Annotated in this window: 15 protein-coding genes; 8 read left to right on the forward strand and 7 right to left on the reverse strand. The window is 67.7% G+C overall.

The features are described 5' to 3' along the window. The first annotated feature begins 208 nt into the window (after positions 1-208). Positions 209-985, forward strand: coding sequence for a trehalose-phosphatase (gene otsB / locus PI246_RS08765; RefSeq protein WP_320550880.1), 777 nt, complete (start codon positions 209-211; stop codon positions 983-985). Further along, positions 982-2,397, forward strand: coding sequence for an alpha,alpha-trehalose-phosphate synthase (UDP-forming) (gene otsA / locus PI246_RS08770; RefSeq protein ID WP_320550881.1), 1,416 nt, complete (start codon positions 982-984; stop codon positions 2,395-2,397). Before otsB ends, otsA begins: the two co-directional genes overlap by 4 nt. A gap of 62 nt (positions 2,398-2,459) precedes the next feature. Here the strand turns inward: otsA and pgeF are convergent, their stop codons facing one another. Beyond that, positions 2,460-3,179 (reverse strand): peptidoglycan editing factor PgeF, encoded by a 720-nt coding sequence (gene pgeF / locus PI246_RS08775; RefSeq protein ID WP_320550882.1) that lies wholly within the window; start codon positions 3,177-3,179, stop codon positions 2,460-2,462. Positions 3,180-3,181: 2 nt separating this feature from the next. Continuing rightward, positions 3,182-4,156 (reverse strand): 23S rRNA pseudouridine(1911/1915/1917) synthase RluD, encoded by a 975-nt coding sequence (gene rluD / locus PI246_RS08780; RefSeq protein WP_320550883.1) that lies wholly within the window; start codon positions 4,154-4,156, stop codon positions 3,182-3,184. A 69-nt stretch (positions 4,157-4,225) separates the two neighbouring features. Between rluD and PI246_RS08785 the strand changes: the two genes are divergently transcribed. Beyond that, entirely contained in the window at positions 4,226-5,053 is an 828-nt protein-coding gene (locus PI246_RS08785) for an outer membrane protein assembly factor BamD (RefSeq protein ID WP_320550884.1), read from the forward strand. A 217-nt stretch (positions 5,054-5,270) separates the two neighbouring features. Here the strand turns inward: PI246_RS08785 and PI246_RS08790 are convergent, their stop codons facing one another. Further along, on the reverse strand, positions 5,271-6,887 hold the full coding sequence (locus PI246_RS08790; protein WP_320550885.1) for an NAD+ synthase: 1,617 nt from the start codon (positions 6,885-6,887) through the stop codon (positions 5,271-5,273). A gap of 64 nt (positions 6,888-6,951) precedes the next feature. Then, a complete protein-coding gene (locus PI246_RS08795) occupies positions 6,952-7,614 on the reverse strand; it encodes a M15 family metallopeptidase (protein ID WP_320551220.1) in 663 nt (220 codons plus the stop codon). A gap of 135 nt (positions 7,615-7,749) precedes the next feature. Between PI246_RS08795 and PI246_RS08800 the strand changes: the two genes are divergently transcribed. From PI246_RS08800 to PI246_RS08815, 4 genes are read left to right on the forward strand one after another with little or no spacing between them, the layout of a single operon-like run. Then, positions 7,750-8,898: a DUF819 family protein gene (locus PI246_RS08800; protein WP_320550886.1), complete on the forward strand. Its 1,149-nt coding sequence runs from the start codon at positions 7,750-7,752 to the stop codon at positions 8,896-8,898. 13 nt (positions 8,899-8,911) lie between these two features. Then, complete coding sequence (locus tag PI246_RS08805; RefSeq protein WP_320550887.1) at positions 8,912-10,312, forward strand: C40 family peptidase; 1,401 nt, start codon at positions 8,912-8,914, stop codon at positions 10,310-10,312. Continuing rightward, a complete protein-coding gene (locus PI246_RS08810) occupies positions 10,309-11,400 on the forward strand; it encodes a dipeptide epimerase (protein ID WP_320550888.1) in 1,092 nt (363 codons plus the stop codon). The genes PI246_RS08805 and PI246_RS08810 overlap by 4 nt, the downstream gene beginning before the upstream one ends. Then, entirely contained in the window at positions 11,401-12,186 is a 786-nt protein-coding gene (locus PI246_RS08815) for a L,D-transpeptidase family protein (RefSeq protein ID WP_320550889.1), read from the forward strand. Between the two features lie 9 nt (positions 12,187-12,195). Here the strand turns inward: PI246_RS08815 and PI246_RS08820 are convergent, their stop codons facing one another. Continuing rightward, on the reverse strand, positions 12,196-15,195 hold the full coding sequence (locus tag PI246_RS08820) for a TonB-dependent receptor (protein ID WP_320550890.1): 3,000 nt from the start codon (positions 15,193-15,195) through the stop codon (positions 12,196-12,198). Between the two features lie 495 nt (positions 15,196-15,690). Between PI246_RS08820 and PI246_RS08825 the strand changes: the two genes are divergently transcribed. Beyond that, positions 15,691-16,731, forward strand: coding sequence for a M12 family metallo-peptidase (locus PI246_RS08825; protein WP_320550891.1), 1,041 nt, complete (start codon positions 15,691-15,693; stop codon positions 16,729-16,731). Positions 16,732-17,187: 456 nt separating this feature from the next. On the opposite strand, the gene sucD is transcribed toward PI246_RS08825, so the two are convergent. Both sucD and sucC read right to left on the reverse strand, forming a co-directional pair. Next, entirely contained in the window at positions 17,188-18,060 is an 873-nt protein-coding gene (gene sucD / locus PI246_RS08830) for a succinate--CoA ligase subunit alpha (RefSeq protein ID WP_320550892.1), read from the reverse strand. Between the two features lie 14 nt (positions 18,061-18,074). Then, positions 18,075-19,235, reverse strand: a complete 1,161-nt coding sequence (sucC, locus tag PI246_RS08835; protein WP_343218470.1) for an ADP-forming succinate--CoA ligase subunit beta — start codon at positions 19,233-19,235, stop codon at positions 18,075-18,077. Positions 19,236-19,435 lie beyond the last annotated feature (200 nt).

Consider the following 19,435-nt stretch of genomic DNA (forward strand, 5'->3'; position numbering starts at 1 on the left):
CTAGCGGGAGTTGTCGTCATTGGTTGCGGACGTGGGGATGGGGGATAGAACGTGGGGGCGCAAGGGACGGTCGCTTGAGGGCAGGGGCGAGTCCAGCGGGCGGGCTCTCTCGCATCCTCGGGCCATCGACGGATGCCGCCGGCATACCCCCACCCTTTCTTCACCCCGCGCCACCCATGCTCAGCCTGTTACCTTGCCAGGAATCGATGTGTCCGACCCACTGCCGCCACCGCCACCGGAACTCGTCGGGACCGGGAGCGCGCTGTTCCTCGATGCCGACGGCACGCTGCTCGATTTCGCGGACGATCCGGAGGCCGTGGCGCCTCCCGCGGGCATGATCGCCACCCTGGATGGGCTGCATGAGGCGCTTGGTGGCGCGCTTGCGCTCGTCAGCGGCCGTCCTGTCGAGGGGCTTGATCGCATCTTCGGCCGACCGGCGTGGCCCGCCGCGGGACAGCACGGCCTCGAACGCCGCGATGGCGCGGGCCGATTCGCCACCGTGCCGGTCGACCCGGACGAACTGGCCCGGCTCCGCGCCGTCGTGCACGCCACGGGCGAGGCCTTGGCTGGCGTGCGCGTGGAGGACAAGAGCTGGTCGGTGGCCCTGCACTGCCGCGAACGCCCCGAGCACGAAGCCGAACTGGCGCGACGCGCGCCGGCGCTGGTTGCCGCCTTCCCGGGTTTCGAGTTGCAGCCGGGCAACCGCGTGTTCGAGTTCAAGCCGCGCGGCATGGACAAAGGCGTCGCGGTGCGCGCGTTCCTCGACGAGCGGCCGTTTCGCGGTCGCACGCCGATCTACCTCGGCGACGACCTCACCGACGAACATGCGTTCGCCGCCGTTCGCGAGCGCGGCGGCATCGCCATTCGCGTGGGTGAAAGAACACCGACACACGCGACATTCACATTGTCTAGCCCGAACGCCGTCCACGATTGGCTGAACGCCGTGAAGACCCATTTGATGCAGGGAGCCGCAAACGCCACATGAGCCGACTAGTCGTCATATCGAACCGCGTCGCGCTGCCCAAGCAGACGCAGACCGGCGGGCTGGCCTCCGCGATGAACGCCGCCCTGCAGGAGATGGGAGGCCTGTGGTTCGGCTGGAGCGGCAACCTCGCCGCGCAGACCGGTACCGAGTTGCACGAGGTCGAAGACGGGCACATCAGCTACGCCACGATCGATCTGTCGAAGGCGGATCACGACGACTACTACAGCGGCTTCGCCAACCGGGCGCTCTGGCCGCTGTTCCACTATCGCGGTGACCTCGTCGACTACCGGCGCGATCATCTGGAAGGCTACCTGCGGGTCAACCGGATCTTCGCCGAGCGCGTGGCCAAGCTCCTGCGCAAGGACGATATCGTCTGGGTGCACGACTACCACCTGATTCCGCTCGCCGCGATGCTGCGCGAACTGGGCGTCGAAAACCGGATCGGCTTCTTCCTGCATACGCCGCTTCCGGCCGCCGGGCTGCTGATCACCCTGCCCCGCCATCAGGAAATCCTCGAACCGCTGGCGTCCTACGATCTCGTGGGCCTGCACACGCAGCGCGACCTGCGCGCGCTGGAAGACTATTTTCTCCACGAGCTCGGTGCGGCCATGCGGACCGGCGGTCGTATCCGCGCGGCCAATGGGCGCATCTTCCGGGCCGGCGTGTTTCCGATCAGCATCGACACCGCCGAAGCGGTGGAGTTGGCCCATCGCGCGGAGGACGCGGGCGCGGTGGCGAAGCTCAAGGCCTCCATCGACGATCGTGCGCTGATCATCGGCGTGGACCGGCTCGACTATTCCAAGGGTCTTCCGGAGCGGTTCGAGGGCTTCGCCCGGTTGTTGCGCGACCACAAGGAATTGCGCGGGCGGGTGTCCCTGCTGCAGATCGCTCCGCCATCCCGCTCGGACGTGCCGGAATATCGTTCGCTGCGTCGCGAGCTGGAACGCAGCGCCGGGCACATCAACGGCCAGTACGCCGAGCCGGACTGGGTTCCGATCCGCTACGTCAACAAGTCATTCGGTCACAAGGTGCTGGCGGGGTACTTCCGCACGGCCAAGGTGGGCCTGGTGACACCCCTTCGCGACGGCATGAACCTCGTCGCGAAGGAATACGTGGCCTGCCAGGACCCCCAGGATCCCGGAGTGCTGGTGCTTTCGCGCTTCGCCGGCGCCGCCCAGGAGCTGGATGCGGCCCTGCTGGTGAACCCGTCGGACCTCGACGAGGTCTCCGAGGCGCTCAAGCGGGCACTGGAGATGCCCCTGAAAGAGCGGCGCATGCGCTGGCAGTCGATGATGGACGTGCTGGAGCGCAACGACATCACGGCGTGGCGCAACGCGTTCCTGCATGCGCTGTCCGAGCCGCCGCGGGTGAAGCCGGAAATCTACGTGCCGACGCCGGCAGTGATGCCCTGATCCCTGGGACAGGTGATCGCGTCACCTGTCGGCTCCTACGGTGGGCCGTCAGGGTCACGATGTCACCGCGTCCAGATGAGCGAGGCGAAGCGCCCGCTTTTCGCGCCGTCCCGGCGGTAGGAATACAGCCGCTCGTCGGTGAAGGTGTCGAAGCGCCCCCCCGACACCCGGCCGACGCCTGCGGCCGCCAGCCGACGACGCGCGAGCGTTTCAAGATCGCAGAGCCAGTGTCCGGGACGCGTGCCGCGAAAGGCATCGGCCGCTCCCGCGTCGCCGTCGACGAACGCCGCGCGCACGTCCTCGCCGACTTCGTACGAGGCCGCACCGATCGCCGGCCCCAGCCACGCCTGCAACCCGTCGGCCGGCATGCGCTCCACGGTCCGTTCGAGCACGCCGGCCGCAAGGCCGCGCCAGCCAGCGTGAGCGGCGCCGACCGTCTGGCCGTCGGCGGATGCGAACAGCACCGGCAGGCAATCGGCCGTGAGTATCGCCAGCACCCTGCCCGGCCCGGAGGCCACGGCGGCGTCCGCCTCGGGCTCCTGACCGTCGGGCAGGTCGTCGGTCGCGACCGCGGTGCCATGCACCTGGCGCAGCCACCGCGGCTCGGATGGCAGGCCGAGGGCGCTGACCAGCGCCGCCCGGTTCGTGCGCACCGCCGCCGCGTCGTCACCCGAACGCTGGCCCAGGTTGAACCGGGCGTACGGGCCTTCGGAGACGCCAGGTCCGTGGCGGGTCGATACGGCCGCGCCCACGGGCGCGACCCAGTCGGGCCGGATCCACATGCTCAATCCTCGATCGGGTGCTCGGCCGTGTCCGCGCGCAAGGCCTCGAGCAGCGCCTCCTGGTCGGCCGGGCGCGGTGATTCAAACGCCAGGTAGTTCCCCGTCACCGGGTGCTCGAACGCCAGCTTCTCGGCGTGCAACGCCTGGCGGCGGAAGCCGCGCAGGGCGTCGATCAGCAACTGGCTCGCCCCGCGGGGCAGGCGCAGGCCGTTGCCGTAGAGCGGATCGCCGACCAACGGGTGGCCGATGTGGGACAGGTGCACGCGAATCTGGTGCGTGCGGCCGGTTTCCAGGTTGCACTGGAGCACCGTGTGCGCCCGAAACCGCTCGCGCACGCGGTAGTGCGTGACCGCCTCCTTGCCGCCCATTTCCACGTCGCGCACGCCCTGCTTCAGCCGATCGTGCTGGTGGCGGCCGATGGCCTCGTCCACCGTGCCGCCGGCCACGAGGGTGCCCAGGACCACGGCCTCGTACTGGCGATGCACCTCATGGCGGGACAGCATGCCGACCAGGGCGGTCTGGGCGGCCAGGGTCTTTGCTACCACCATCAGGCCCGAGGTGTCCTTGTCCAGGCGGTGGACGATACCCCCTCGGGGTATCTCGGCCAGCGCCGGGTCGTGATGCAGCAACGCGTTCAGCATGGTACCCGCCGGGTTGCCCGCCCCCGGGTGCACCACCAGCCCCACGGGCTTGTCGATGACCATCAGGTCGGCGTCCTCGTGGAGGATGCTCAGGGCGATGGCCTCGGGCTGGGCGTCGACCTCGGCCTCCAGCTCGGCCTCGAGGACCACCCGCTCGTTGCCCCGGACCAGGTGCCGGGGGGCCACCACGGCGCCGTCCAGCGTCACCTTGCCCTCCTTGATCCAGCCCGTCAGGCGGGATCGGGAGTAGTCGGGGAACATCTCGGCCAGGGACTGGTCGAAACGCCGTCCCGCCGCCGCCACGGGCACCGTGGCCTCATGTCTTACCGTCGTCATAGCGCCTCACCCGGCCCACGGCCGGTTTCGGCTATCATGCCCTTTCGCTCAAGCATCCGAACTCTCTCAATGCGTGCAACCAAGATCACCATTCTGCTCTTCCTCGCCCTGTCGATGAGCGCCTGCTCGATGTTTCGCAGCAAGAAGGAAACGATCGATACCATGCCGGTCGACCGGCTGTACGCCAACGCCCACGACTCGCTAGAGCATGCCGACTACGCCGCGGCGGAAAAGGCCTACCAGCGCCTGATCGCGCGTTTCCCGTCCGGCGACATCAACGAACAGGCCCAGATCGAACTGGCCTACGCGCAGTACAAGGACAACAAGCCGGACGACGCGTACTCGACGATCAACCGCTTCATCAAGACGTTTCCGACCCACAAGCACGCTGATTATGCCTATTACCTGCGCGGCCTGATCAATTTCGACCGCACCGGCGGCTTCATCGAGCGCTATTTCAACCGCGGCTCGGATGCCTCCACGCGTCGCGATCAGGGCTTCAACCTGACCTCGTTCGACGATTTCAGCCAGCTCACCCGCCGTTATCCGAACAGCGCCTACGCCACCGACGCCCGCCAGCGCATGATCTTCCTGCGCAACCAGCTGGCCCGGTTCGAGGTGAACGTGGCCGAGTACTACCTGCGCACCAAGGCCTATATCGCCTCGGCGGACCGCGCGCAGTACGTGATCGAGCATTACCAGCAGTCGCCGGAAACCGCCGACGCGCTGGCGGTGCTGACCCGCAGCTACCTGGCCCTGGGCCGCAAGCCGCTGGCCGACCAGACCCGCTCGGTGCTGGCCCTGAACTACCCGGATCACCCGTACCTCACCGATCCGAACTGGCCCCATCACCCGTCGACGCTGCGCAAGGCGATCCCCTTCTCGGGGCATCACTGAGTCGAGCGCACCCGCGTCGCGGGGTGGAACCCAAACGCCAGCCGGGCCGCCGGCTGGCGTTTTTTTATGGGACAGGCGCCGGACGCGGTTAAGGTCCTACCGAAGGGGTAAGAGCCGATCGCATCGGCGATCCGGCGGCAGCCGGCATGGCTCCGATGGCGTTCATGGCCTCATTCCCCCGAGCTAACCCGAGGATTCGCGGACACGGTCCGCCGCCTCAGCGCCAGCCGGACGTGATCGGATAGCGCCGCTCACGGCCAAAGGCCTTCGTGGTGACCCTCGGTCCCGGGGCCGACTGGCGGCGCTTGAACTCGTTGATGAACACCATGCGGATCACCCGGCGCACGGTGGCGTCGTCGTGTCCTGCGGCGATGATGTCCTCGGCGGACGCCTCGCCCTCGATGAACTGCTCGAGGATCGCATCGAGTTCGTCGTAAGGCGGCAGCGAGTCCTGGTCGGTCTGGTCGTGGCGCAGCTCGGCCGACGGCGGCCGATCGATCACCGCCTCGGGAATGGCCCCGTCGATGGACGCGCGCCAGCGCGACAGACCGTAGACCACCGTCTTGTAGAGATCCTTCAGCGGCGCATACGCACCGCACATGTCGCCATACAGCGTGGCGTAACCCACCGCCATCTCGCTCTTGTTGCCCGTGGAGAGCAACAGGCGACCGGTCTTGTTCGACAGCGCCATCAGCAGCACGCCACGCGAACGCGACTGGAGGTTTTCTTCGGTGATATCCGGCGCGCGCCCGGCGAACACCGGGGACAGCGTGTCGGTAAAGGACTGGTAGATGCCCTCGATCGGCAGCACGTGGTATTCCACCCCCAGGTGCTCGGCTTGTGCCTTCGCCTCGCGCAGCGAGAGCTCGGAGGTGTACTGGGTGGGCATCATCACCGCGGTGACTTTGTCCTTGCCCAGCGCATCCACCGCGATGGCGAGGGTCAGCGCCGAGTCGATGCCGCCGGACAGCCCCAGCAGCACGCCGGAAAACCCGTTCTTGCCCACGTAGTCGCGCACGCCGCGCACCAGGCCGGCGTACAGGATGGCCTCGCCGTCCGCCGGTCGATCGACCGGCCAGTCCACCGGCGTGAGGCGACGGGTGTGGGTGTCGTAGTCCACCGCGAGCAGCATCTCTTCGAACGACGGCGCGCGCGCCGCGATCGTGCCGTCCGGCTGCACCAGCAGCGAATGGCCGTCGAAAAGCAGGTCGTCCTGGCCACCGACGAGGTTGACGTAGGCGATGGCCACGCCGTTCTCGGTGGCGCGCTCGCGCAGCAGCGCCTCGCGCGTGGCGGCCTGGCGCCGGTCGTAAGGCGAGGCGTTGATCACCAGCAGCAGTTCGGCCCCGGCGCGGGCGGCCAGGGCGGCCGGCTCGGCCTCCCAGATGTCCTCGCACACGAGCATGCCGACGCGCACGCCGTCGACCGTGAAGACGCGGGTCGCGCTACCGTGCCGGAAATAACGCTTCTCGTCGAACACCGTGTAATTGGGCAACGCCTGCTTGTGGTAAGTCCACTCGATCCGCCGCTCGCGGATCAGCGACGCGGCGTTGTACACCTCGCCCTGCGTATCCGGGTGGCCGACCACCGCCGAGATGCCTTCGATGCGCGGGGCGAGCGCGTCGAGCTCGCTCAGGCAGGCCACGAGAAAGCTCGGCCGCTGGAGCAGGTCTTCGGGAGGGTAGCCGGACAGCGTCAGTTCGGGAAAGGCGACGAGCGAAGCGCCGAGGCGGTCGCGCGCCTCGTCGGCCAGCGCCTTGACCTTCAGCGCGTTGCCGGCCGTGGCCCCGACTGGAAAATCGAACTGGGCCAGGGCGAAGCGAAAGAGGGACATGGGGAATCCGTGCGGTCGCGGGGATCGCCCATGATACCGTGCCGCGCCGGACCCGGCGCCCGCCTCACTGCACCGGCACGTCGAGGATCGTCGGCGCCGCGGCCGCCGGCAGCGTGTAGTGCCACCACTCCGCCGGGTAGTTGACGAAGCCGTGGGCCGCCATCGCCCGCACGAGGCGCTGGCGGTTGGCGCGTTGCGCGGGCGTGATACGGGGATCGTCCGTGTGGGCGAGCGGATCGAACAGGTCGAAGTCCGTGCCCATGTCCACGGGCGCGCACGTGCCGCCATCGCAGCGCACGAGCGTGAGGTCGACGGTGGCACCGCGGCTGTGCCCGGAGACCGGCGCGATGTACTCGCCCAGCAACTGGCGTTTCTCCAGATGCGGGTAGTGCGCCGCCTTCGTCCGGGTGTCGGCCAGGTCGCCGGCCCAGCGCACGAACGCCGCCACGGCCCGCGCGGGCCGGTAGCAGTCCCACACACGCAGGCGATAGCCCTGCGCACGCAACTCGCCCTCCACCGCGGCGAGCGCGTCCGCGGCCGCGCGGCGCAGCAGGCACACCGGCGCGCGATACCCATCGACGGGCGCGCCGGTGAAGTTGTCCGCACCCGCGTAACGCATGTCTTCGTCGAGGTCGGGTACGCGCGTGCGCGCATCGACCAGCCCCGCGCTCGCCGCGTCGGGCGAGGGCACTGCGGCGACGGTGGCGGCGGTCGCGACGACGAGCATGGCGCCGCAGAGGCGCCGGAGAACGATCTTCACCGGCCTGGCTGCTTTCGTGGTTTGCCTTCGTGCTGTGTACCATGCCGGTGGACGCCGGTCACGGGTGACACGGCCGGGCGCAACCACCGCGGAGGGCGACGCTTGATCCAGTCGGTCTGGCCTTACCTGGCCGTAATGCTGCTAGCGGCGGGTTTCTGGCCGGCCATCGAACGCCGGGTTGGCGGCAAGGTGTTCGAGGTGTTGCCGCCCATCGTGCTCACCTACCTCAGCGTAACGGCGTTGGCGGTCGCGGGCGCGTGGACCGCCACGCCCGCGATCCACGCCGTGCAGGACACCATCGTGGCGCGCCTGGTGCCCGCGCTGATTTTCCTGCTGATGATCAACGGCGACCTCCGCGCCATCGTCGCCCTGGGGCCGCGCGTGCTGGGCGTGTTCGCCTGCACCGCAATCAGCCTGTTCGCCGCGTTCATCGTCGCGTTCGCGATGTTCCGTGCCGGGTTGCCGGCCGACGGATGGAAGCCGCTGGCCGCACTGTCGGGGAGTTGGATGGGCGGCACGGCAAACATGATTGCCGTGAAACAGGCCATCGGCATGGCCGATGCGCCGCTGGCGACGTCCTTGCTCACCGACGCGCTCTGCTACTCAATGTGGGTCGTGGTGCTGTTCGCCGCGGGACGCCTCGCCCCCGCCTTCAACCGCTGGACCCGCGCCACGTCCAGCGCAGGCATGACCGTGGCCGACACGGGACCGCGCGCGCCGGCGACCGGCGATAGCGTATTGCTGTGGTTGGGCATCGCGCTCGGCGTGGCGGCCCTGTCGACCCGGCTGGGCGCGTCGCTGCCCGTCGGCAGCATGGTGTCGGCGACCACCTGGACGATCCTGATCGCGACCGTCGCAGGCCTCGTCGCGGCCCAGACGCCCCTCGCCCGCCTGCCTGGCGCCCAGGCCGTGTCCAGCGCGCTGCTCATCGCCGTGGTGGCCGTACTCGCGTCGCAGGGCAGCTTCGACGGTATCGCCGCCGCGCCGAGGTACATCCTCTGCGGCGTCACCGTGATCGCCCTGCACGCCGTCTTCCTGTGCCTCTTCGCGCGCCTGTTCCACTTCGATCTCTACCTTTGCGGCATTTCGTCGCTCGCCCATATCGGCGGCGTGGCGGCCACGCCCGTGCTGGCGGCCACGTATTCCCGCTCGCTGGTGCCGGTCGGCGTGCTGCTGGCCTTGCTCGGTTACATCCTCGGCACCGGCTTCGGCCTGCTCGTCGCTGCCGTGCTGTCGTCGATGGCCACCTGACCCGGACCTTTGCATGAACCTGTTTCGCACCGCCCTGCTCGCCGCGACCCTCGCCTGGGCGCCCTACGCAACGGCCAACGATCTGGCCATCGCGCCGTCGGGCGTGCCTGGCGTGACCGACGCGCAGCTGGATCCCGCCTTCTGGGTGAAGCGGCTGCCCCAGGCCGACGCGGTCGTGCTAGACCGGGCCGCCATCGACGCACTCAACGCGCGGGTGGCCCAACGCGATCCGTCGATGCACGACATCCGCCACCTCGATACCACGCTGTCGCACGACACGGTCGACGGCGTTATACGGGCGCTCACCCGCCCGCCGTCGACGGCGCTGTTCGACGTCGATGGACAACCCGTGCCACGCACGACGCTCGACGCCATCCTCGCGAACGCGGCGCTCGACGCCGTGCCGGCGCAGGTCACGCCGCGCTATGGCATGGCCGTGCGTCGCGCGCCCCTTCGCGGCTACCCCAGCGACCTGCGCGTCTTCAGCCATGCCGACGACACGGACATCGACCGCTTCCAGGAGAGCACGCTGTTCCCGGGCGATCCCCTGGTAGCGGTGCACACGAGCCGCGATGGCCGCTGGGTGTTCGTCGTGAGTCCCCGCTATGCGGCGTGGGTGCATGCCGACGATATCGCCTACGGCGATCCAGCGGCGATCTTCGCGCATGTCGACGCAACGCCCTACCGCGTCGTCACCGGGGCACGTGTGGAAACGGTGTTTACGCCCGAGGCGCCGACGTTGTCGCAGTTGTCGCTGGACATGGGCACCCGCGTGCCGCTGGACACGACACGGCCGCCCGACCAGCCGGTGAACGGCCAGACCGCCTACACCTCGTGGACGCTGAGCCTCCCCGTGCGCGACGCGGCCGGTACGTTGGCGTTCCAACCGGCCCTGCTCCAGCGCAACACCGAGACCGCGCCGGACTATCTGCCGTTGACCCGGGCCAACGTGATCCGCCAGGCCTTCCGTTTCCTGGGCGAACGCTACGGCTGGGGACACGCCTACGACGGGCGCGATTGCAGCGGGTTCGTCTCCGACGTCTACCGCAGCATGGGCGTGCAGATGCCCAGGAACACGGGCGACCAGGCCAGGAGCCCCGGTCTCGACCACACGATCTACACGGCCAACGACACCCACGACGCGCGGATCGCCGCCGCGATGGCGCTGGACGTGGGCGACCTGGTCTACATCCCCGGTCACGTGATGATGGTGATCGGCCGGATCGACGGCCAGCCCTACGTGATCCATGACGTGAGCGGCATCCGCTACCGTGGACCGGATGGCACGCTGCGCCATGTGAAACTCAACGCCGTGTCGGTCACGCCGCTGTTGCCGTTGATGTACGACGAGCGCACGTCGTTCGTCGACCGCATGACCAGCATCGTCCGCATCCGCCCGGCCTCCACGCCATGAAGATTGTCGACCTCCGCCTCGGGATGCTTCGCGCGCCCCTGCGCACCCCGTTCAAGACCGCGCTGCGCACGGTAAATGCCGTGGAAGACCTCGTCGTCATGCTGCACGCGGACGATGGCCGCATCGGCTACGGGAGCGCGCCCGCCACGGCGGTGATCACCGGCGACACCCACGGGTCCATGCGAGAGGCAATCGCTCGCTACATCGCGCCACGCGTGATCGGTCAGGACATCGCCGACCTCCGTCATCTCCTGGGCGGCATCCAGGGCGCGATCGAACGCAACGGCAACGCGAAGGCGGCCGTGGAGATCGCCGTCCACGACCTGTGGGCCCAGCACTACGACGCGCCCCTGTATCGCCTGCTCGGCGGCGGCACCCCGGTCATCCGCACCGACCTCACGATCAGCGTCGACACGATCGAGACGATGGTCGCCGACGCGCTGACCGCCATCGATCGCGGCTTCGACGCGCTGAAGATCAAGGTCGGCAAGGACATCGACGTCGACATCGAACGCGTGCGCGCCATCCACGACGCGGTAGGCGACCGCGCAAGCCTTCGCCTGGACGCCAACCAGGGCTGGTCGGCGAAAGAGGCCGTGCGAGCGCTGCACGCGCTGGAGAACACCGGCGTGCGGCTCGACCTCGTGGAGCAGCCGGTGAAAGCCCACGACATCGACGGCCTGCGCTACGTGACCGAACGGGTAGCGACACCCGTGATGGCCGACGAGAGCGTGTTCGGCCCTCGCGAAGCGCTGGCGCTGATCCAGCGGCGGGCCGCCAATATCATCAACATCAAGCTGACCAAGAGCGGTGGCCTCTCCAACGCGCTGCGTATCGCCGACCTCGCCGCCCTGCATGGCGTGGAGTGCATGATCGGCTGCATGCTCGAATCCAGCATCGGCGTCGCGGCGGCCGCGCACCTCGCCGTCGCCCGCGCCGACGTCATCACCCGGGTCGACCTGGACGCGCCGTCGCTATGCGTCGACGATCCGGTCGATGGCGGCGCCCGCTTCGATGCGTCGACGATCACACTGTCCGACGCGCCCGGACTGGGCATTCGCCGGATTCATGGCCTGGAGGCCCTTTAGATGATGCCGACATCCCACCGCGTCTACCGTCCATGGGTGCCGCTACGGGCGGTCGTGGCCATGCTCGCCTGCCTGGCGACGGCCGCGGCCCCCGCCTTCGAAGCTCCCGCGGCGTGGTCGGTGTCGCGACAGATGATCGTGGTGACCACGACCGATTGGAACAGCGACCGCGGCACCCTGCGTACCTACGTACGCGACGGCGCCGGCTGGAAGGCCGAAGGCACGGCCAGCGATGTCACGCTCGGACGCCAGGGCAGTGCGTGGGGCGTGGGACTGCACCCACCACAGCATGACGGCCCGCAGAAGCGCGAAGGCGACGGCCGCAGCCCCGCCGGCGTCTTCCGCGTCGGCAAGGCGTTCGGCTACGCCGAACGCACGCCGACCGCGATGCCCTACATGGCGCTCACCGCCTCGGATTACTGCGTCGACGTGGATCGCTCGCCCTACTACAACCAGCTGGTCGACGAAGCGACCGTCGGCGCCCAGGCCGTCGCGGGGGCCACCGAAGCGATGCGCCGCGACCTTCACTTCCACGGCGATCACGCCTACCGCCTCGGTTTTGTCATCGAGCACAACCCTGCCGGCGAGCGTGGCGCGGGCAGTTGCATCTTCGCCCACCTGTGGGCCTCGCCGACGTCACCGACGGCGGGGTGCACGGCGATGACCGACGCCACGATGGAGCACCTGCTCGCCTGGCTCGACCCGAAGAAGCACCCCGTGTTCGTTCTCCTTCCCCGGGCCGAGTACGCGCGCCTGCGCGACACCTGGAACCTTCCCGCGCCTTGAGTCACGTGGTCAGAGGTCGTAGGTCACGCTCAGCCGTCCATACCTCGGTGCCTGGCGCTGGGTGATCGCACCGAAGCGCGGCTCGGGCACGCCCGGACCCGATTCGGAGTACGGATACTGCTGCAGGGCGCGCTGCTCGTTGAGCAGGTTGAACACGTTCGCGTTGAACGCCAGCCGACCTTCGCCGAAGCCGGGCCGCCAGCTCACCCCCAGGTCGATCTGGCGGATCCAGGGCGTGCGGCCCTGCGCGCCCGGCGGCGACGGCTCGCCGTTGCAGTAGTGGTAGCTTCCGCCGTAGCTACCGGGATCTTCCCGGTCGGGCCCGTAATAGCCCAGGCAGTGCCGCGGCGTACCGGATACCACGCTCACGTTACCCGACACGAGCCATTCGGGCGCGACCTGCCAATACCCGAAGAGCTTGAACTGATGCGTGTGGTCGTTGCTCTGCGGACCGTTGGTGTGCTCCATGATGTAGGCGTTGTCCCAGTCTTCGCTGGTCGACGCGGCGGTCTGGTTGAGGTCCGAGCGGAGCTGGCCTTCGGTGTTGCCGTAGCTACGCGAGAAGACGTAGTTGGCCCGGGCGTACCACGTACCGTCGAATGGATGTTCCAGCAACAGTTCGAGGCTGTAGTAAGACCGCTTGAGCCGGTCGAAGCCGAGGTCCTTGTTCGTCACCGGCACGTCGACGTGGTTGCCGGCCGTATCCAGCAACACGAACGTATTGGCCTGGCCGGGATTGAACAGGTAGCAGCTGTTCGCTTGCGCCGTGTCGATGTCGAGCCCGAGCGCCCGGCCCTGGGCCACGATGCGCCCGATGTCGCAGTAATCGTCGATCGCGTTGCGCAACGTGCGATAGGTCAGCTTGGCGCCGTAGATCCATGACGTGGCGAACGTCTTGGTGAAGCCGAGGATGTATTCGTCCTGGTTCTCCGGCTTCATGCCACGCGCCGCGACCGTCTTGGGATCGGGCAGCTGACCGAAGTTGTTGTTGGGGGAAACCGGCACGCCCGGGGCGATGGCCGTGAGGCCGGTGGGTTGGCCATCGGCCGCGATGCCCTGGTAGGTGAAGTACTGCGAGGTGCTGAGCGCACCACCCGCCGCGTTGAGCGCGGGGTTGAGCGGCAAGGCGAGGTAGTAACGCCCGGCGTTGCCGTAAACCTTGAAACTCGCGTCACCGTTCACGTCCCAGCTGAAGCCGAGCCGGGGCGCCCACTGCGGCGACGTCTGCCGGATATAGACTTCGCCATTGGCGTTGTAGTTGGTGAATTGGTCGTTGCGAAGGCCGAGCGTGAGCAGCCAGCGATCCGAGACCTGCCATGCGTCTTCGATATATTGGGCGCGCTGGCTAGAACGCACGGTGGCGAGACTGGAGGACACGCCACGGACCACGTAATAGCCCTGCTCGCCGCCCGGATACCCGCCTGGCGCGGCCACGCCCAATCCCGTCGAGATGGGCAGGTCGGGATCACCCTGCTTGTAGTCCCATGAGTAACCCGGCCCGGACGTCGACGTGCCCTGGTCGCGGGCACGCGCCTGCTGGTTGTCGATGCCGAGGGTGATCGCGTGGTCGCCAAGCGCGTAATGCAGGTCGAGGCGGGTGTTGGTCGTCTCGTTGCCACGTCCGGGGTCCGACAACGACGTGACGGTCTGCCCCGACGTGCGTGGCGTGCCTCCGGTGAGCGCGGGGTTCTGCGAGGGCGCGTCGCCGATGTAGACCGCGTTGGGGTCGTAGCCCGAGGGCGACACGTAGTTCTGCGTGCGCATCTTGCCGTACTGCGCGCTCACCGTGAGCTGGTCGGTGAGGTAGCCGGTGTATTTTGCCGTGTAGACGTCGCCACCGAACTTTTCGTTGTTTGCTCCCGACAGCCGCGGGCCCCGATGACCGTCGGCATAGTCGTAGGCATAGATGGTGCCGGACCGCTCGGTCTTGTCGGAGGCACCGGTGACTTCGACGATGTTGCTGTCGTCGATGTTCCAGTCCAGCTTGGTGTACCAGCGCGGCAGTTGGTAGCGATACGCGCGGTAAGGCGTCGACTGCGTCACGTCGCTGGTGAGCGCGCCGCTCTGCCGCTCGACTTCGGCGGCGGCGAAGAGATAGAGGGTGTCCTTCACCAACGGGCCGCCTCCGTAGAGGCTCGCCGTGGTGGAGGTTCGCGCGTTGACGTCGTTGAGCCGGTAGAGCGAACCGGCGACCGGCTGCGGCGGCAGGCCGTTGGTGTAGTAGCTGTTGCGCTCGTTCGCGCGCAGCGCGTTCGGCTCCCAGATAAGCTGTGCCCCGCCATGCCACGCGTTGGTGCCGCGCTTGCCCACCACGTTGATCACGCCGCCGTCGGATCGGCCGTACTGGGCGCTGTAGCCGCCGGTATATACCTCCTCCTGCTCGATCGCACCGTACGGCAACGAGATGCCACCGAAGCCTCGCAACGGATCGGTCGTGTTGAAGCCGTTGACGTAATAGGCATTCTCGCTGGCGGCGGAGCCGCCGAACGACACGAGCGAATTACCGGTCGCGCTCGTAAAGCTTCCGCTGTTGTTGACCGCGCCCGGCGCCAACAGGGCGATCGCTTCGGCGTTACGCCCCAGCGGCAGCTTCGCCAGTTGCTGCGAGGTCACGACCGTGCGCGAATCCACCGTGGACACGTCGATCGACGGAAGGGCATTCGCCCGCACGTTCACGCCTCCCAGATCGGTGGCATCGGCGGCGGCGAACGACACCTCCACGCCCGAACCGACACGCAGGCTCACGTTGTCGCGTGACCGCGTCACCGCACCGGCATGAAGCACCGACACGGAATACGTGCCCAGCGGCAACTGCGCGGCGCTGTAGCGGCCGCGGGCATCGATCGGCACGTCGCGCGAGACGCCGGTATCGCTCGAGACACGAACGATGTCGCCGGCGGCACCATCGACCTGGCCGTAGATCGATCCGGTGGTGGATTGCGCGATCGCCGCGGGAGACAACGCGCCAAGCAGGGCAGTGACGAGCAACGTGCGGGAAAGGGACACCATGGCACTCCTGGATGCATGAACGTGAGGACAGCCGCACCCGTGCCACGGCGAGGCGTGACAGGTCATCGGGCAACGCTCGCGATGGGCATGAGCGCCCGTCGCGCCGGCGAGGCGTGGATCGTGGAATCGGTTCGGCGAGACGCCGGGCAGGACGCTACCCGGCGCGGGTGATCATCAAGACAACCACGGACATCGCGCGGGCTGCGCGCTGGCCCGGCGATGCAGGCGGGACGATTCGGAACGGCGCATGATGGACCCCTTCGTCACATGCTGCTTTGCGTCAAAGCTAGCACACACGCGGCACGGGGTGTCAAGCGTTTAGGCGTCCAAATGAAAGACATCGCAATGCCGATCGTTTATCGATGGCCAAAGGCGTCCGTCCTAGGAATCGGCCATCCGCTTGCGTAGTCCTGCGTCGCGCACGAGGGCGACGCCAGGCACGCCGCCACCGCTTCGACTACAGTCGCGCCCCCACTCCACAAGGACGTGATACCCGTGATCATCCCAACCTCTCTCGCCCGGCGTTGCCTGGGCATCGCCATCGCGCTGTCACTCACGACCACCGCGCGTGCCGACGACGTGGCCACCCGATTCGAACGAATCGTCGCCGAAGGCCTTCCCACCACGTTCGCGATCCATCATCGCGCGGTCGATGGCGACGAAGGGACATCCTCCCTGATGACGATCGACGAACGGCTTCCCGTCGAGCTGGCCTTTCCGGATGGCACCACGGGCTCGATGTACGCCGGCACGCTCGACGGGCACGACATCGTCGCAACGCGTCACGACGGGCACGTCGAACTCGACGACGAACGCCACCTCACGCGTCGCGTGACCGACATGACGCCCACCCCGCACGCGACACGTAACCGACGTGCGCAGGCTCTTGCCCAGGATGGCAGCCCACGCACGGTGAACGTGCATTTCCTGCTTCACGAGAACCTGCGGGAGCGATTCACGGCCGACGACATCCACCACGACTACGTCGCCTGGTGGCTGAAGGACATGACGAAAACCATCCTGCCTTTCATGCGCATCGTCGTGCACTACCACATGTCGGACATGCCCGAGGCCGAAGGCTCACCGTCCCACATGATGCCCGGCGGCATCATGCGCCTGGACCTGCGCAATGCCAACGCACTGCAGGTGGTTGCCGACGCCGCCGAAGTGATGTTCGCACGCGTGGACGGTACGGCGGATGCGCACCTGAACAAGCTCGTGATGCTGGTCGGCGGCGAACTCAAAGGCAACATCGACGGCATGGCCTACCAGCGGGGCGCAGCTGCGATCGCTTCCGTCGACGGCTCATACCGCGTGGTCGCGCATGAACTGGGGCACCTGTTCGGCGCGGAACACGACGACGGTGCCGTGCTCTACCGCGGCGGCTGGTGGTGCGAGAGCAACATGTACCCGGTCGTCTTCCAACTGCGTTCGAAATGCTACGCGTACACCCGGGAGAACCAGCGACGCATCCGCAACTACGCGATCGCCGGGCCGGAGTCCGTCTTCGCCGGCGCCACGCCGATCGAAGACTGAGCGTATCGCCTCACGCGCCGCGCCATGAAAAATGGCGCTTCTCGTAAGGTCGGGGGTGCTGCATGGAGGCAGGGCCCGTCGTTGGCCCGGACGGCGAGGCCGTGGGGTCGTGGGGCGTTGAGGCCAGAGTCTTCGGTGTCCACCCTCGAGGCGAGTTCCGCACAAGAGCGCGGCCGTAGGCCAATCAAGCCCATGGGCCGCGTTAGCGGCCTTCCCTCTCGAACGCGGAGGACTGCCCGAGCGGCGAGGGTGGACACCAAGGTCTCCGCGCGACATCGCCCAAGTGCAACGCGCTCTGGCGGTACCAGGCCGCCAACACCACCACGGATCGCCCGATCGAACCATCCGCCGTGCCTTCAGGTCGATCGCCGGGATCGCCCCGGGTCATCCGTAACGAACCCAAAAAAAAACCGCGGCCCGAAGGCCGCGGCTTTTCCTGAGCGGATGGCGCGAGGCTTACTTCATCAGACCGGCGAGGGTCTTGCCGAGGTCGGCCGGGGACTTCACCGTGGTGACGCCCGCCTTCTCCAGCGCGGCGAACTTCGCCGCCGCCGTGCCCTTGCCGCCGGAGATGATCGCACCGGCATGGCCCATGCGCTTGCCCGGAGGGGCCGACGCGCCGGCGATGAACGACACGACCGGCTTCTTGACGTACTGGCCGATGAACTCGGCCGCGTCTTCTTCGGCGCTGCCGCCGATTTCGCCGACCATGATGATGCCTTCGGTCTGCGGATCGTCCTGGAAGAGCTTCAGGCAGTCGATGAAGTTCAGGCCGTTGATCGGGTCGCCGCCGATGCCGATGCAGGTGGACTGGCCGAGACCCTCGTTCGTGGTCTGGAACACCGCTTCATACGTGAGCGTGCCCGAACGCGAAACGATGCCGACCTTGCCCGGCTTGTGGATGTGACCTGGCATGATGCCGATCTTGCACTCACCCGGGGTGATGACGCCCGGGCAGTTCGGACCGACGAGCACGACGTCGGGGTGCGACTTGAGCACGTTCTTCACGCGCATCATGTCGAGTACCGGGATGCCCTCGGTGATCGCGACGATGACCTTGATGCCACCGTTGATGGCTTCGAGGATCGAATCGGCCGCGAACGGCGGCGGCACGAAGATGACCGAAGCGTCGGCCTTGGTCTGGTCGACGGCGTCGCGCACGGTGTTGAAGACGGGCTTGCCGATGTGCTCGGCGCCGCCCTTGCCCGGCGTCACGCCACCGACGATCTGGGTGCCGTAGTCGATCGCCTGCTGGGCGTGGAAGGTACCCTGCTGGCCAGTGAAGCCTTGCACGATGACCTTGGTGTTCTTGTTGATCAGGACGCTCATGGGTGCTTCGCTCCTCAGGCCGCGGCGGCCACGGCCTTCTGGGCCGCATCGTTGAGATCGTCGGCCGGCGTGATCGCCAGTCCCGAGTTGGCCAGCAGTTCGCGGCCCTGGTCGACGTTGGTGCCCTGCAGGCGCACGATCACCGGAATCTGCAGGCCCACTTCCTTCACCGCCGCGATGATGCCCTCGGCGATGAGGTCGCAACGCACGATGCCGCCGAAGATGTTGACCAGGATGGCCTTGACCTTGTCGGAGGAAAGGATGAGCTTGAACGCCTCGGTGACGCGCTCCTTGGTGGCACCGCCGCCGACGTCGAGGAAGTTGGCCGGCTCACCGCCCGCCAGCTTGATGACGTCCATCGTGGCCATGGCCAGGCCCGCGCCGTTCACCATGCAGCCGATGGAGCCGTCCATCGTGACGTAGTTGAGGTTGTGCTGCACGGCGGCCGCTTCGGCGGCGTCTTCCTGCGTGAGGTCGCGCATCGCGGCGAGATCGGCGTGGCGGAACTCGGCGTTGTCGTCGGAGTTGACCTTGCCGTCGAGGGCGGCGAGGTTGCCGTCGGCGAGGATCGCCAGCGGGTTCAGCTCGACGAGGGCGAGGTCCTTCTCGTTGAAGAGCTTGTAGAGGCCCAGCATGATCTTGACCAGCTGGTTCACCTGCTTGCCTTCCAGGCCCATCTTGAACGCGAGCTCACGCGCCTGGTAGGGCTGCAGGCCTTCGACGTAATCCACCACGAGGGTGTGGATGTCTTCGGGCGTGTCGTGGGCGACCTGCTCGATGTCGACGCCGCCGTGCTTGGAGGCGATGAACGAGATGGCCTTGGTGTCGCGATCGGTGAGGATCGAAAGGTAGAGTTCCTTCGCGATGTCGGTCGCGTCGGTCACCAGCACCAGGTTCACCGGCAGCGCGCGGCCGGCCGACTGGTAGGTTTCCATCTGGGTGCCGAGCATGCCCTTGGCGGCGGCATGGACGTCGTCCAGGCTGCGGCAGAACTTGACGCCGCCGGCCTTGCCGCGACCACCGGCATGGATCTGGGCCTTGACCATCCACTGCGAACCGCCCAGGTGCTTGGCGGCGTCGACGGCGGCGTCGGGAGAGTTGGCGACCTTGCCCGGGGGCACGGTGATGCCGTACTTCGCGAACAGTTCTTTGGCCTGGTACTCGTGGAAATTCATTCGATACCTCGAGCGAACGGGAAAAACTCGTGAGAAAAGCGCGCGGCCGCGAACGACTCGCACGGGAGTGGGGAGGTGGAGCGATTGCGCCTTTTTCACGCAATACGGCCGCGTATTTTCCCGGATGGCGCCCCGGAAGGAAAGGGGCGCCGCCGCATACGGGGGCGGATGGCGCGGCGGGCGCCGTCGTCACGGGCCGC

The sequence above is a fragment of the Luteibacter sahnii genome, from assembly GCF_034063545.1.
Taxonomy (GTDB): domain Bacteria; phylum Pseudomonadota; class Gammaproteobacteria; order Xanthomonadales; family Rhodanobacteraceae; genus Luteibacter; species Luteibacter sahnii.

Bases quoted from the DNA above. Each gene is read 5' to 3' on its own strand.
- PI246_RS08790 (WP_320550885.1), bottom strand. From the start codon at position 6,887: ATGTCCCTCTTTCGCTTCGCCCTGGCCCAGTTCGATTTTCCAGTCGGG.
- rluD (WP_320550883.1), bottom strand. From the start codon at position 4,156: ATGACGACGGTAAGACATGAGGCCACGGTGCCCGTGGCGGCGGCGGGA.
- PI246_RS08805 (WP_320550887.1), top strand. From the start codon at position 8,912: ATGAACCTGTTTCGCACCGCCCTGCTCGCCGCGACCCTCGCCTGGGCG.
- PI246_RS08785 (WP_320550884.1), top strand. From the start codon at position 4,226: ATGCGTGCAACCAAGATCACCATTCTGCTCTTCCTCGCCCTGTCGATG.
- sucC (WP_343218470.1), bottom strand. From the start codon at position 19,235: ATGAATTTCCACGAGTACCAGGCCAAAGAACTGTTCGCGAAGTACGGC.
- PI246_RS08810 (WP_320550888.1), top strand. From the start codon at position 10,309: ATGAAGATTGTCGACCTCCGCCTCGGGATGCTTCGCGCGCCCCTGCGC.
- PI246_RS08815 (WP_320550889.1), top strand. From the start codon at position 11,401: ATGATGCCGACATCCCACCGCGTCTACCGTCCATGGGTGCCGCTACGG.
- pgeF (WP_320550882.1), bottom strand. From the start codon at position 3,179: ATGTGGATCCGGCCCGACTGGGTCGCGCCCGTGGGCGCGGCCGTATCG.
- otsA (WP_320550881.1), top strand. From the start codon at position 982: ATGAGCCGACTAGTCGTCATATCGAACCGCGTCGCGCTGCCCAAGCAG.
- sucD (WP_320550892.1), bottom strand. From the start codon at position 18,060: ATGAGCGTCCTGATCAACAAGAACACCAAGGTCATCGTGCAAGGCTTC.
- PI246_RS08820 (WP_320550890.1), bottom strand. From the start codon at position 15,195: ATGGTGTCCCTTTCCCGCACGTTGCTCGTCACTGCCCTGCTTGGCGCG.
- PI246_RS08795 (WP_320551220.1), bottom strand. From the start codon at position 7,614: ATGCTCGTCGTCGCGACCGCCGCCACCGTCGCCGCAGTGCCCTCGCCC.